At 31.9% G+C, this 15,461-nt stretch carries 8 protein-coding genes; all 8 read left to right on the plus strand.

Translation table 11 applies throughout. The features are described from left to right. Window positions 1-42: 42 nt before the first annotated feature. The 8 genes from ACKRAT_RS03450 to ACKRAT_RS03485 all read left to right on the plus strand — a co-directional run bounded on the left by ACKRAT_RS03450 (window position 43) and on the right by ACKRAT_RS03485 (window position 15,120). Window positions 43-2,586: a glycosyltransferase gene (locus ACKRAT_RS03450; protein WP_411843708.1), complete on the plus strand. Its 2,544-nt coding sequence runs from the start codon at window positions 43-45 to the stop codon at window positions 2,584-2,586. 39 nt (window positions 2,587-2,625) lie between these two features. After that, window positions 2,626-4,452, plus strand: coding sequence for a hypothetical protein (locus ACKRAT_RS03455; protein ID WP_411843709.1), 1,827 nt, complete (start codon window positions 2,626-2,628; stop codon window positions 4,450-4,452). 29 nt (window positions 4,453-4,481) lie between these two features. After that, complete coding sequence (locus ACKRAT_RS03460; protein WP_411843710.1) at window positions 4,482-5,963, plus strand: hypothetical protein; 1,482 nt, start codon at window positions 4,482-4,484, stop codon at window positions 5,961-5,963. A gap of 60 nt (window positions 5,964-6,023) precedes the next feature. After that, entirely contained in the window at window positions 6,024-6,893 is an 870-nt protein-coding gene (locus tag ACKRAT_RS03465) for an SH3-like domain-containing protein (RefSeq protein WP_411843711.1), read from the plus strand. Window positions 6,894-6,908: 15 nt separating this feature from the next. Beyond that, window positions 6,909-9,539, plus strand: coding sequence for a glycosyltransferase (locus ACKRAT_RS03470; RefSeq protein WP_411843712.1), 2,631 nt, complete (start codon window positions 6,909-6,911; stop codon window positions 9,537-9,539). A gap of 10 nt (window positions 9,540-9,549) precedes the next feature. Next, on the plus strand, window positions 9,550-11,946 hold the full coding sequence (locus ACKRAT_RS03475; protein ID WP_411843713.1) for an alginate lyase family protein: 2,397 nt from the start codon (window positions 9,550-9,552) through the stop codon (window positions 11,944-11,946). Window positions 11,947-12,021: 75 nt separating this feature from the next. After that, window positions 12,022-12,984 (plus strand): hypothetical protein, encoded by a 963-nt coding sequence (locus ACKRAT_RS03480; protein WP_411843714.1) that lies wholly within the window; start codon window positions 12,022-12,024, stop codon window positions 12,982-12,984. Between the two features lie 117 nt (window positions 12,985-13,101). After that, the gene (locus ACKRAT_RS03485; RefSeq protein WP_411843715.1) at window positions 13,102-15,120 is read left to right on the plus strand and encodes a hypothetical protein; all 2,019 of its coding nucleotides are present in this window, start codon (window positions 13,102-13,104) and stop codon (window positions 15,118-15,120) included. Window positions 15,121-15,461 lie beyond the last annotated feature (341 nt).

Genomic DNA, 15,461 nt, shown 5'->3' on the forward strand with positions numbered 1-15,461 from the left:
TATGTAAGTATGTCTGATAATTATCTGCTGGGTTTATATCAAATGGCAAAATACTATGATGTTGATACATATAATGATTTATTCAATAAGGATGTATCGACTTCGGCGCAATATCACGATTTATCATTAGAAGAATATTACAAACTCTTTAATGAGGAAGGAAAACCTGACTTAGCAGAAAATCTTGAAAAACTTTCTAAGCATGTTGTAAATTCCAATGGCTCCAGAATATTTGAGAAAATTGATTTGGATGTTGGTATTATTTGTGATGAGTTCTTATATGAATCATATAAGGATGCAGTGAACCTGCATTATATTAATTACAGTAAAGATAATATCGATATTGACTTTGATTTCGTCATTATTGCTACGACCTGGAAAGGGATAGACGGCAGCTGGCAGAATGTCTCCAAAGATAAATCTGAAGAGCGTCATCATTTATACGAATTGATACATGAACTGCAGGAAAGAAATATTCCAACATTGTTTTATTCAAAAGAAGACCCAGTCAACTACGATCAGTTTGTCGATATCGCAAAAGAGTGCGATTATGTCTTTACATCTGCAGAAGAGATTATATCCAGATATAAGCAGGCCGTTGGCCATGACAGAGTTTTTAAACTTGAATTTGGCATCAACCCACACACGAATAATCCAATTGGCACTGAAAGCCCGGAATTTAAAAACTATAAAGATAATGTTATTTTTGCAGGCAGCTGGATGGTTAAATATCCTATTCGTAATCAGGAATCTGCAATGGCATTCGATGGGGTGGTTGAAGCAGGAAAGGATTTAACAATTATTGACCGCAATTTGAAACTGGAAAATAAACGTTATCATTTCCCACCGTCTTATATCAAATATCTATCTTTTCCGTTACCGCACAATCTATTGATGAAAGCGCATAAGATATACAAAACTGCAATTAATGTGAATTCGGTAAAATATTCAAATACGATGTTTGCCAACCGCGTATATGAATTACAGGCTTTCGGTAACATTCTTTTATCCAATTTCTCAGTAGGGGTCAACAGTAAATTCCCGCATGTTTTCATCTACAATCATAAGACGGATGTGCCGCAGTTCCTGACACATACAGATGACAAAACATTGAGGGAAATCTCAGCAGCAGGTATCCGCCAGACGATGAATTATGAAACGACCTATCATCGTATCAAATACTTATACGAGACTTTAGGCAATAAACTGGATGTCGATGAAGCGAAAGTACTGATTGTTGTAAAAGAAGATACGCCAAATGTAATGAAGATGATTGAGGCACAATCATATAAGGATATAGATACTGTAAAAGAGGATCAGTTATCTTCTGTCAATCTGTCCGAATACCGTTTCTTAACGTATTTTGATACTGATAATTATTTTTATGAAGAGTACTATATTGAAGAGCTCATAAGTGGGTTCAAATATGCTGATGTGGATTTCGTGACTAAAGACAGTAATCAGGAGAAATACAACTTTACGGATAATTACAATAAGCAGTCACTGACATTATATGACTTGAGAACTGTATCATTACATCAGTTCGAAAATGATATAAATGACAGTTTAACCGGGTTGAATATTGATGATACTGAAGTGGAATTATTAAAAGACTTGCCGAAGAAAAATGGCAATGCACATAAACTGAGTGTTATCGTACCCATACACAATAACGGTAAGTATTTAGAGAATAAATGTTTCAGAAGTCTTCAGAGGCTTTCCATTTTTAATGATTTAGAGATTGTTTTTGTCAATGATGGTTCGACAGATGAAGAAACGAATCAAATCGTACAACGACTCATCCGTCGTCATCCCGATATTGTCTATTATGAGTTTGATAAAGCATCAGGCAGTGCCTCAACGCCTCGTAATAAAGGAGTTGAACTGGCAACAAGTGATTTAGTCACATTCCTCGATCCGGATAATGAAGCGACAGGTGATGGATTTGCTAAATTACTGGACGAGATTGAGAAAGATAATTCACTCGATATGGTCGTTGGAAACATGGTTAAGGAAGACCAGAATGAAAAGAGTGTCTTTAACTACTATAAGACAGTTCAGCATTATAACTTCAAGAACGATATGATTGAAGATACAAAAGGGTTCTTAAAACGTTCATTCCTAAAAGCTCAAAGTATTCAGGCGATGATTGTCCGTAGAAGTGTAATAACAGACAATGATATCAGGATGGTGGAAGGCGCAATCGGACAGGATACCATTTATTATCAGGAGCTGCTCCTTCACTCTTCTAAAGTGAAGGCTGTGGATGAAGTCATCCATATGTATTACGGTGCAGTAGCAGATTCAGTAACGAACACAGTTGGTTTGTCTTTCTTTGAAAAATACTTAAAATTGGAAACTTACCGTATCGACTTTTTAAAGGAAAATAATTTAATAAATGAATATATTGAAGATAGGCTGGAATATTATTTAATGAACTGGTATCTGCCACGGCTTGAAAGAGTAAAACGCCAGGATCAAAGGGAAGCCGCAGAAAAATTACATGAAATATTTAATCTCTATAAAGAGTTTATAGGTGACGAGTATTCATTGGTTGAAGATAAGATTATAGAATTTAAAAAGTAATATTTCTTTGGAATAAAGGGATTTGGTGGAGGGTTTAATTTGTTAGTTAAAGACATAGAAACAAGACATTCATATATTTTCATGCATCAATCTATGCAATCTGACTGTATTAATGATTCTCATAGTATAAATATGAATGACTGGACATTGTTTTACAGCGAAGATTTGGATGTTACAGTTCATGAAAAAGGTGCTAATTCCATAGTTGTGCTGGGTTATATGTTAGACATACGTGATGGTGATCTAACAACAGAGAAAATCGCCAAAAAACTAGGCCAGACGAATAATATTGATAATGAACTGAATTATATCAATGGCCGTTATGTAGTCATTCTTAATAAGAATAATGGACTATATGTTTATACCGATGCCAGTGCACTAATGCCCATTAACTACAGTCAGACAGATAAAGTGATTTCATCTCATGATATATTGATTAAAGAAATCCTGGAACACAATGGTAAAACTATAAATCCGGTTCAAGAGGAACTATTAGGTTCTTTTGATTTTACCCGTTATCAGGAAATCTTTAAATTTAACCCAAGTTTAAAGTTGAATTTAAAAGATAATACATTTGAAAGATATTATCCGATTACAGAAATTAAGCGTAAAAGTATTGAGGATATTTTAAAAGAGCTGGACTTATACTTCGGAGAAATGATCAAATGGCTAAAGAAATGGGATAATGATATTATACTTACATTAACAGGCGGATATGATTCACGGGTCTCTATGGCTCTGACAAATGAACTGAGCGGGAGAATAGAGTATGTTACTTACCTGCATCCAAATTTGAAACGTTTGTCTGAAGTGGCTAAAAAAATATATGAAGTGGATATATTTATTACAGAAGCTTTGGAAAAGAATTTTAGAATTAACCGTACACAGGTTAATCTTGCTGATTATAATCTCAAAGGTGAAGAGAGGGAATACTATAAAAATATTCTTCAAACAGCACATTCATTTCCTTTAATCGATTACTTTAAAAATGAAAGAAAGTTCAAAAAAGCACTTCATATCAAATCTACTGTTTTTGGTATGGGTAAATCAGATTTTCCATTGAATAAGAATCATAATCCTGAAACATATAAAGAGATGGGTGAGTTTATCCATGGTGTTTCCAATGATGCATTAAAATTATCTAATTATAGTGATATTCTAACTGACTATTACAAACGTAATCTGCAAAGCGAAAATGTAGGTAAAGGCAGACATTTCTTTGAGATTTTTCACCTGGAGAGCCGTATGGGAAATTGGCATAGTAACGTGACACAGGAGACCGATCCCGAACTATTGGAATTTATTTTCGTGAACGCGCGCCGAATTCTTGATTTATTACAATCTCCATCTATTCAGGAGCGCAGAGATAAGGTGCTGTATAAAAACATTATCAATAAATATTGGCCGGCATTACTATTCGTTGGATTTAACGAAAAAGCATTTAATCTTGATTATGATAAACTTGGCATAGATACAACAAAATATTTTAATGGTCTCAAGATTTATGAACATACAAATCTTTTAATAACTGAGATGAACGAAAATACGGTGGAGATTAAACCTGATAAGGAAGAAGTCGGTCCCGAGTTTCAATATATTTTTAAAACTAAAAATAAAACGAATGATTCTCAAAAATTAACACTTAAAAGCTTATTCAACAAAGAAAACGCACGTCAATATATCAATGTGTCGATTATGAAATTAAATGAAAAATCGCTGATCTCGATGGATATCGTTGATCTTTTTAAAGGATATGATATAACATTGGAACCATTCGAAGAATTTATGATAGAAATCAATTATAACCATAGATTTGATAAATCATCCTGGCAGCAGGCGGGAAGAATAGAAATCAGCATATTATAGAAATGCAGATATAGATAATGGAGGTTATCATGCTAAATAGCTTTGAGATTTCACAGACCACAAATGAAAATTATACCTATAGCTATCAATTTAAAGACGATTTAGTCTTTAATTATCAACATGAAGATATTTTCAACATTGTAAGCAAAGGTGACTTAACAATCGCATGCTACGGCTACTGTTTCGATGTTAGAGAACCGAGAAAGACAACATCAGCCACTTTAAATGATTTGGTGACTGATAATGATTTTACAGAAGATATTAAATATCTTAATGGACATTTCATTTTAGTATACAACATTTCTAGTGAATGGAAGCTATTAACAGATGCTGTAAGCATTACTCCTGTTTATATTGATTTTGAAAATAAAAGAGCTGGATCTTCGCCAACAGAAGATAAAATGCACTCTTTAAGTAGCAACATCGAATTAAATTTAAATGATTTTACTTGTACGCGGATAGAAAGTCCAACAAACAAATTGTCTGATGAGCGTATCGAAAGAATTATATTAGATGCAGTTGCACATCAGTATAAATATTTTGAAGATAAATCATTAACAGTCAATTTCAGGCGCAATCGAATGAATAAAGCTTTAATTTCAATCTTATATCCCGCTCTACAAGGGACAAATTTAAATTTACGTCAGGATGACGACATTTCAATAAAGATTGGTAAGTGGCTTGCCCGTGACTATAAAATGAATCTGTCGGGGCAAAACGAGGAAACATCATCAGACTACATTTGTAATGTGCATCTTATGGATTATAAAGCATATGAAAATACAGATATTGATTTGAATGAAACAGAACTAAAACAATTTGCTGAAAATAACTTGCTGGAAAATGAAGAATCATCCAAAAGAAATATAGTGGAATACAATCTGCAAAGCAATCTGAAGTACCGACAGGAATATAAGCCACAGTTGATATTTGATCCTTTCAACGTTAGAATCATTCAAGACTGGATTTACAGCTACAGTGACATTAAAGTATTTAATCCATTGAATCGCATCGTTAAAATATTACATCCAACCATTGATTTTTATGATTTTGCTGTCGGTACTACACTGTTGCAGAAATATGATCAGTTGGCAGCAAAAAATATAAAATTAAAAAATGAGATGAAAAAAAGCATTAAGAACCTTGAATTTGTCCAGGAAGCGAAAAATGAAGGTATCCAACTGTCCAATAACCTAAATGGCCATTTAGAAAATGATGGCATCACTGTATACCCTGCCTCAATAAATATAACCAGAGACGATGTATTTGAGATTACTTATACAAAAAAAGGACATGGCCTAGTTCTATTGGAGACATTCTTTGATAATCCTAAAAATGCGCATAGAATTAAAATAGAAATGGACGAAGAAGTCTATAATGTAGATGAATTTATAAATGGCAAATTCATCAATGTGGATAGTACTCTGAATTTGAAAATGTACTATGAAAGAGATTATAGTGCTGCTTCTTGGCAAAAAGCGGGAAGAATTAAGATTAAAGAAATAGATTAATTTCAAAGTGAAGAATCATATTCTTCACTTTTTCATTAAATATTGTGAGGAGTACAAAAAATGTCATTAACCTATATGGACTGGATTGAAAAATATAATTTAAACTTTCAATTACATATTAAAGAAAAGAAAAATAGTGATATATTTGACCAGTTAAATTCGGACAATGTCACAGGTAATATCTCAAAGTATAATGATACGATAGTTGATGTATTATCTGTCAGTAAAGTAAACGAAAAATATTATTATAAAGTAAGCTATAAAAATAAGTTGATTGGCTGGTTCTCCCCGAACTCTCATTCAGTAAAATACTTTAGAACAAAAAAACAAGAAGTAAAATTATTACAAGATGAAGCCATAGATAACGAGTTGAATGAAGTGCTGAAAATTGATACAGATGAACTTAGAGAGAATTGGATTAAAATTTTCATCAGTGACTTTTATGCGATATTCAATGAAAAAATTTATTGTGGAATACTTTTAAAAGATAAATTACTTGGATTTGTTGAACTCAGCAAAGTCTCTTTCTTTGTCGGCTATAGAACTGAATTCAATTTCACAGGCAAAAGTGTCAACTTATATAAAGACAGTAAGTTGGAAAAAACAACTGTTGAAAGCTTTGATCACAATGATGAACCATATATGTCACTAGGAGGATTTGAAGGCTTTGACGGTATAAGGGTTATAATAGATGGACAAAGATATTGGGTGGATCAGAAAAGTACGGATATCAATATCGATTATGCAAGAATTGAAAATTTGAATGATATAGTAATTGATACATTGATGCATCAATTAAATGACAAAATTGAAAAACAAAATGAATTTTATTCAGCTCATATAAATAAGCTCAAAGAAAGAAATCATGAACTGGTTCAACGTGAAAAAAATATAAAACAAAAACTTAAAAAATTTAAAGAGATTTTGTAATGAGAAGGTGAGTTAATGGATAAGATATCAATAGTTAACCAATTCAACGATTTTTACATCAATGAAAACCAGATCAGTCATATAGAAGACTTATCTCGTGATATGCCTGTCAGTGAAATAGATGGACTAAATCCGAACCAAATTATCATTGGTAGTACAATGATTGATATACCTGATAGTATTTTGGAGTCTGCAGATAAAAAGAATATTGATATTGATGCTTATTTGAACCCTGATGAAAAGATCTATTATGTCAATAATTCATTCAAAAAATATTATAAAATCCACCAGGATATATCATTGGAAAATTATAAATTAAATCAAAATGAAATTTTGAATTTCAACTTTGAATACAACGAATTTGAAAGTTTGGGGTTAAAGTTTATCATCATTGAGTTTTCCGAATCGAAAGGACTCATATCCAGACAATATAACCAATTAAATAATGTTAAAATATTGCCGCATACAGATACGAAATTCATCCGGATATTTTTGAAACCTGAGAACGCAGGGTTTATATATAATATAGATTTTGATATCTCTGTTAAAAAAATGAATGTAATAAACAACTATGACTTAGAAGTTAATTCAGGTATTATCTATAATCCTGAGCAGAGAGTTGTTATTAGGGATGAAAATGAGATGCTTGAGATTGAAGTCCCTGAATTAGACAAAAACTTCATTTATTTTTCATATAAAATACAAAACAACAGTTTCAACAAAATACCAGAATCATCACTTATAAAAGTGAATCCTGAAAACCTATATGAAGTTTATATTCCATTCATTCTCCATGATGAAGTTGATTTTACACCAACTATCATTGAATATAATGGCAATGGTAAAACTAATTTGATTAAACTTAGTAGTGGAAAAGAATTTATCAAGTTCCAAAAAGATACTACTGTCATACGATTGAGTTATCGCTTCTCAGGTTCAGGAAAGGTCAAAACTGGCAATGTACTGATTAAAGAGTATGAAGGTGAAAATGATTTTGAAAGTGTAAAATGGAGCAGCAGATACGAGATAGACACGCATATGAAAACACTTCAAAATATAAAAGATTTAAGAGTGGCAGTAATTATGGACGAATTTACATATCATTCATATAAATATGAAGCTGATCTATTGAGGCTTTCATTCGATAACTGGAAAAATGAAATGACTTCTTTTATGCCTCATTTTATATTCATAGAATCAAGTTGGCATGGAAATGACAGTGAGTGGACTAAAAAAATTGCTTACGTAACAGATGAGAAACACAGTTATATTAAAAATCTGATTTCATACGCAAAATATTTGGATATACCTGTTGTTTTTTGGAATAAAGAAGATCCAGTCCATTATGACCATTTCATAGAAACCGCCAAGCTTTGTGATTACGTATTTACTACGGATCGGGATAAAGTAGAGAATTACAAACTTGATTGTAATCACGAGAATGTAGATGTACTTCAATTTGCAGCCCAGCCAAGGACGCATAACCCAATCAAAATACAAAAAGAAAGAGTAGAAGGTATTTCGTTTGCAGGATCATATTATGCTTTAAGGGAAGAAAGATCTATGGATATGAATAGACTTTTTAAAGCAGCAATCCCTTATAATTTGTATATTTACGATAGGAACTATGAGTATACTAAAAAAGGTGAACGCTTGAATTTTCTATTTCCTGAAGAGTTCAGGAAATATATTCTAGGAAGTTTGCCGTTTTATCAGATTGATAAAGCCTACAAAAGCTATAAATTCATGATAAATATAAACACTGTAAAATACTCACCTACTATGTATGCGCGTCGTGTTTATGAGGGTCTTGCCTCAGGCACTCCAATCATTAGTAATTACAGTCTAGGCATGGAAAATCAATTTGGAGATATAATTGGTTATTCAGAAGATGAGGGTGAATTGAAAAATCATCTGGCAAAACTGAATGAAGATGACAGTGAATATAATAAGGTGAAACAAATAGGCATAAGAAGAGTGCTTTCACAGCACACATATTCAAAAAGACTACTCCAAATTGCAACAAATCTCGGTTTTGATTTAAGCGAAACTATCCCTGAAGTCACTTTTGTATCATTTATTGAAAATACAAGTATGATTGATAAAGTCGAGAAAATATTTAACAGGCTGAAGTATACAAACAAAAAACTACTGATAATAGTCAAGGATGATGTGGCCGGTTACTCTACTTTGAAAAATAATATAACGGTAATATCTAGATTAAATATAATAAAATATTTTATGACGCTCGACCAAATCATAAGTTCAGAATATATTGCGATTCTTGATAGAAATGATTTTTATGGAGAGAATTATTTAGAGGACCTCATATTAGCTACTTTGTATACAGAAGCAGAAATAATCGGAAAAAGTAATTATTACTCAAATGAAAATGGCACTTTAAAACAAACGAACCAGACCGGCGAGCATGAGTATACCGGTATTATTAATATAAATGCTTCTGTTATGGAGTCGGAAGTATTCTCAAATTTAAGTTTAGAAGAAACACTGGATTATTTAATGGGTAAAAAGTTAATATCTGATTTGAGATACTTGGGGCTGCGAATGTACTCGAATGACAAAATGAATTATGTCAAAAATGGTGATTTATTGGAAGACAAACTAAAAGATAAGGTTATTGTATAGGGTGATAATTGTGGACAAGAAATTTAGGCTGAAATGTATCATGCCGATGACAGGCAACAGTACTTCCAAAAATAAAGTTGCAGCTGCGGATAATATAATTGAAAAACAGATTTTCAATCTTTCCAACTTCAGGGATATTCATGTTGATGTGGAAAATAATTGGGATACTGAAAGTGATTCCAGAAGTTTGAGAAGGTGGATGCATACACATATATTTCTTAGTGATTTTACACGTGCTTATGCAGAAACAAAAGATCAAAAATATTTCATAGAGAGTTTCAAATTGCTAGAAAATTGGTTCAATCAATTTCCTATAACTGAAATTGAGAATGTCGATCCTTTGGCTTACCATGATGAGGGAACGGCTATTCGGTTATTGTTCTGGTTTAAATATTATAATGAATTTCGAGATTTGATGAATGAGGATCAAATCCGGCTATTTGAAGAGAAAATTGATGAAATTGGGAACTTACTTTATCAGGACGATTTTTACGCCGGTTTAAATAACCATGGTATGTTCCAGGATATGGGGTTAATAGCATACACATTATTCAAATTTGAATATTTTGCTGAAAATGAAATTTTCAATAAAGCGATGGATAGATTGACCACATATTTCAAAGAAGTATTTACATCTGAAGGGATTCACAAAGAACACGCTCCATCGTATCATATTCTTTTAATATACAGCTTGAAACAAATATTACAGGCACTTGAGAAGGTTGATTATGAAGATGACAGAGTTGCTTTCTTGAAAAATATTTTTAAAAAAGGCGAGGACTATTCAATCAATATAATCATGCCTGATTTCAAACTTCCTAATATATCCGATAGTACTGTGATTAACATGTCTACTATTGGAAGATACAAAGAATTATTTGACAGTGAAGAGTATAGGTTTATTACATCCGCTGGTGGTGAAGGAGTGGCACCGAGTCCACTTATTAAAGCGTATCCAGAAACAGGGTATCTAATTGCAAGAAATAAATGGGAAAAAGACGCTATATACTTTCTGTTCTTAGCAAGTTACCATATGCACTATCACAAACATACAGATGATTTAAGTTTCATTTTATATAAAAATGGGCCGATTTTTGTAGATGCAGGTCCACATAGTTATAATTACAAAGATTCGATGACACAATACGCCTATTCACAATATGGCCACTCAACGCTAATTGTAAATGATAAATCATTACCGAGGACGGACTTTAAGTTCGATGATGTATACGTTGAGAATCATTCTATAAATGATAAGGATAATGCATTTGTTATTAAAGCGAGAAATCAAAGATACGAAAATGTAGTTCATACTCGTAAAATTGATGGTAATCTTGAAGAGGAAGTTTTCTCTATAAAAGATACTATTAAATCAGATGAACGTAATCAATATCAGTTATTGTTTCAGGTTAATGGTGATTTAAAAGTAATCCAAAACGGTAGCATCCTATCCATTTTCAAAAATAATTCTAAAATTGCTGAAATGCAAATTAAGAATATAGAGAATATGGACAATGTAAGTGTGGAAGTTATAAGAGAGAAAAAGTGGCCACAATTGATGGGTTATCAATTCCCTAAAACAGAAACAGTAGAGCCGTTAAATACTATTGTGATAGAAGGCTTTAATCAATCAACAGAAAAAAATGTTGAGATAGAAACGAATATAAGGCTGATAGACTTTATAATTACTGGTAGCAGTTCTTTTGACAGAAAAGAAAAAGTGGTCGTACAAGGTGATATCTCATATGTGTATGAAAACTATGGGCATGATAAATTAGCTGTGGTATTTAACGCAGTACATGCTCCTTATAAATATCCTTTGGAATCATATGACGATTTATTTGATGAAAAGAATTATAATGTTCTGTATATAAATGATAACCAATTTAAGATAGGTTCATCATTTATTAAAGGTAAGAGCACTAGTACGATTGAAGCAGACATAGAAAATGTAATATTTTCTATAATTAATAAAGACAGATATTCTTTAGATGATGTTTTATTATTTGGTAGATCGAAGGCAGGTTTTGCCGCACTATACTATGGTTTAAAAAATGGATTTAGAAATATAATCTCATTTACACCTTTATCAAAAATTGGTGATTATTACAATCGTCATGATCAGTATAAAGATTTATTAATTCACTTAGCTGATAATAACAACCCTGGAAATTTAATATATCTCAACAATTATATATTTAATATCAGTTTAAAAAATTACCCGTATCAAAGTAATATATATATTGGTATTGGTGAAAAGGACTACCATAAGAAAAAACATACGTTACCAATAATTGACTGGCTAAAAAATAATAATATTGAATTTAAGTATGAAGAGGAAAAGAACCTTGGTTACCAGGAAACAAAAAATATGATTAAAAATGTTTTACCTGAATTATTGAAATAGCTGATCGCAATCGACAATTTAGTATAAGCAGATTGTCGACTATAAGTTAATTAGAATATAAGGAGAATTTTTATTATGTTAGCACCTGAAAATTACCGCATAATCAATCCTTCTGAACACGATATTACTGAGGACGTTAGGCTGGTCGTATATGACAATGACACTAGTACGTTTATAGTTAAAGAAATTATTAAGTCTGGAGATTCCCTTGAATTAGATGAAAAGCTTTTTCATGGCAGTTGGGATTATAAATATAAATTTCAAATATTACGTGAAGATAAGTGGGTAGACCATGGAAGATATACGAGGATTTTACCTGAGAAAATTTCAGAAGATGGAATCAAATATCTATTATATCCCAATCAAGAAAGTGAAAAATTACTTGTAGTGTTTCAAGCAATTAATACTAGACAGTCATATAATTATATCAAAACATTAAAGGGATTTGATGTTAATAAACTATTTATCAAAGATGATTATGGTTTAGATGAGTTGACTAAAAGTTCATACTACTTAGGAGTTAAAAAAGACTTAAGTATAGCGGAATATACACAAAAGCTAATAAGCGAGGTAGTTTATGAGTTAAATATTAAGAAAGAAAACCTGATTTTTGCTGGTTCAAGTAAGGGAGGCTATGCTGCTTTATATCATGGATATACTTTTGGAGCGGGTAATATTATCCCAGGAGGACCTCAGATAATGTTAGGTGATTATTTATATCAAACTAATCCTGCATCTATTAGATATGAAATTTTCCAATCAATTGTGGGAGACTTCACTGAGGAAAATAAATCATGGGCAAACAACTTACTATATGAGGTAATGAAAAACTCTTCAGAACCATTCCCTAATACGAAAGTACATATCGGGTTAAAAGAGCCGCATTATAAGGAGCATGTTGAATTTTTTGAAAACTGGGTTAATGAATTTAACATTCCTAATGTGGAAATTGCTGGTGAAGACTATAGTACACACGAAGAATTAGCAGAATTCTATCCAATCTTCTTAAATAATGAGGTCAAACGACTTGTTAATTAAAGGTTATAAAATCAAAAGTATGTTATTAGACAGGATTTCTAATCAAACAGAGATTATATAAGACGTCCAAACAACTTGAGATTCTATAAATTATAAGAGAGAATGGTGAGAAAAACTATGAGAACATTTTTGGCTTTTAAATTTGATAAAGATATAAGTTCTGACGAAATTACAGAAAGTATAAATAGGGTTAAGCATCATTACTATGAAACTGTAAAAGTTAACTTTGATGTGGAAGTTTCTGAATATAGATATAAAAATATAGGTGCAGTCATATTTGATTCCAAATCTAACCCTCTACGCTGGGATTCAGTTGTTAATGATAATGGCAAGGCTTTAGTATCATATGCACCACCTCCGAACTGGAAAAAATTTAGTGATTCTGGAGATGTCTCAAAGGCACCAAAGGAATTACTGAATAAATTAGTTGATAATAAAGAATTAATTAGTGAATTTACTACGCCAACAAGTATTTGTCTTATAGATTCAGAAAAAGAAACTTTAGATATAATGAGTGACCCTTTTGGATTTGCGCGGCTCTATGAATATAGAGGAGAAAACGGATGGTTTTGGTCAAATAGATCCGGTGCATTACCGATATTAGCAGGGGAAGAAGCAAAATTAGATAAAAATTCCTGGGAATTTTTCTGTGGTGCAGGTTGGTTTGTAGACACTACTAGTCCTTTGGAAAATGTTGTACGTGTGGAACCGGGTATAAGAGTAAATGTATCGTCTGATTATGATTCACCTAGACAACTAATTAATAATGGTTCTTTTGAAAAAATGGTAGCACCCAGACCGTACAAGAGATTCAATGCTAAACAAATTGCTCAAGATATGTTAGAAAACTTTGCGTCATTTTCTGAGTTATGGTCATTACCATTAGTTGTTGATCTATCAGGCGGAAAAGATTCCAGAGTATGTGCGGCTGCAGTTATTGCTTCAGGCGCAGAGAATGTTCAATTTAATACGATAGGTACTCTTGAACAGGAAGCAGAAACAGCAGCATTATTATTGGAGAAAGTAAATTTATCTCATAAACATAACATTACTAATCCTGGTAAAATTAAGAGAAGTGGTAAAAGTAAAAGGACTCCAATAACGGAAAGAGCAAAAACTATGCTCCATTACACTGATGGTGATTTATCACCGGTTTCCGTTCGTTCAAATCTAAATCCAGATACTTATTTCGCGGACATCAATAGAATCTGGGTACAAGGAGCTATGGGTGAAATTGGAAAAGCTACTTTTTATGGTTCAGAAAGTCTATATAAACGTCTTTTAAGCAAAGGTGAAAATGCACCCTATGAACGACTTACTCAAGCTTTTTCTGTACTAGATGGTATCAAACCTGAAATTGCTGATACAAGGGATAAATTTATTTTTAATGTAATTAATAAAGGCAAGACAAAAGGGCTATCTAGCCTATACTTGTTAGATTACTTCTATCTCGTGGAGCGGGCACGTAGATGGTTACCACAAAGTGTAGATGTTAGCAGGTACTCAGCATTTTATTCGAAAGAGTTTTTAGAACAGTCATTTAATATGTCGTATGAAGAAAAAATAAATTTAGATGTTATAAAAGGTGTAATTGGAGAGTTGCTCCCGGAGTGGAAAGATGTACCATTTTATAAGAGAAAGTTAAGCGACAAAGACGAACGTACTGAAAAAGGTTTACGACTATGGCAAACATCAGACAAAGAGTATATCGAAAAAATCTTAAGAAACCCTGAAAAATGGAATGATATGTTTGATGAACAAACAGTTTTAGCAATATGGAACAATGCTATAGAAGGTGATTTCCATCCAAATATTGAAGGTTTGTTTGACAGACTAATAATAAGAGCTTGTTTTGAAGATCACCTGGATAGATTAAATGAGCATCTCACTGTTGAAGAAAACTTAGAAGCACTCAAAAGTGTATTCAATCCATTAATTGAACAAAATGTGGACTGTGAAACTAGGTTAATAGTATTCGATTATAATGAAAAGAAAATTTTCATAAATAGTATAATCCCATTAGGTGACGAATATATTGTAGATGATGAATCTACTCTACATTCCAACATGAAATATAAGTATCAGAAAAAAGAAAATGGAAAGTGGATTGATGTTACTGGATATAGTAGCATTTAAAGAGCTTGAAACAGATTGTTGTAACATTGGTGTTCATCATAATTATGATCGGATATTAATATTACCTTACTGAAAATGAAGTTAAACCATTCTCTCATTCAGTTCATATAGATATATCTAATATATATACCTTTGTTAAATCCATATAAACGCGATTTACGGTACAACGTAAATCGCGTTTATCATTAATGTGATATTAGATGAAGATATATGATTTTCAGATTATCTATTGTAGCGCGATATGTATAGAATTTGATACTATGAAAAATTTATGAAGTAAATAATATAATCTTGAATCTATTTAAGAATTGTTTTACTGAAAGTTTTTAAATGAACAAGGG

Origin of the sequence: Salinicoccus sp. HZC-1 (assembly GCF_046736035.1) — a bacterium.
In the GTDB taxonomy this organism is placed as follows: Bacteria; Bacillota; Bacilli; order Staphylococcales; family Salinicoccaceae; genus Salinicoccus.

Bases quoted from the DNA above. Each gene is read 5' to 3' on its own strand.
- ACKRAT_RS03480 (WP_411843714.1), top strand. From the start codon at position 12,022: ATGTTAGCACCTGAAAATTACCGCATAATCAATCCTTCTGAACACGAT.
- ACKRAT_RS03470 (WP_411843712.1), top strand. From the start codon at position 6,909: ATGGATAAGATATCAATAGTTAACCAATTCAACGATTTTTACATCAAT.
- ACKRAT_RS03460 (WP_411843710.1), top strand. From the start codon at position 4,482: ATGCTAAATAGCTTTGAGATTTCACAGACCACAAATGAAAATTATACC.
- ACKRAT_RS03465 (WP_411843711.1), top strand. From the start codon at position 6,024: ATGTCATTAACCTATATGGACTGGATTGAAAAATATAATTTAAACTTT.
- ACKRAT_RS03450 (WP_411843708.1), top strand. From the start codon at position 43: ATGGCAAAATACTATGATGTTGATACATATAATGATTTATTCAATAAG.
- ACKRAT_RS03485 (WP_411843715.1), top strand. From the start codon at position 13,102: ATGAGAACATTTTTGGCTTTTAAATTTGATAAAGATATAAGTTCTGAC.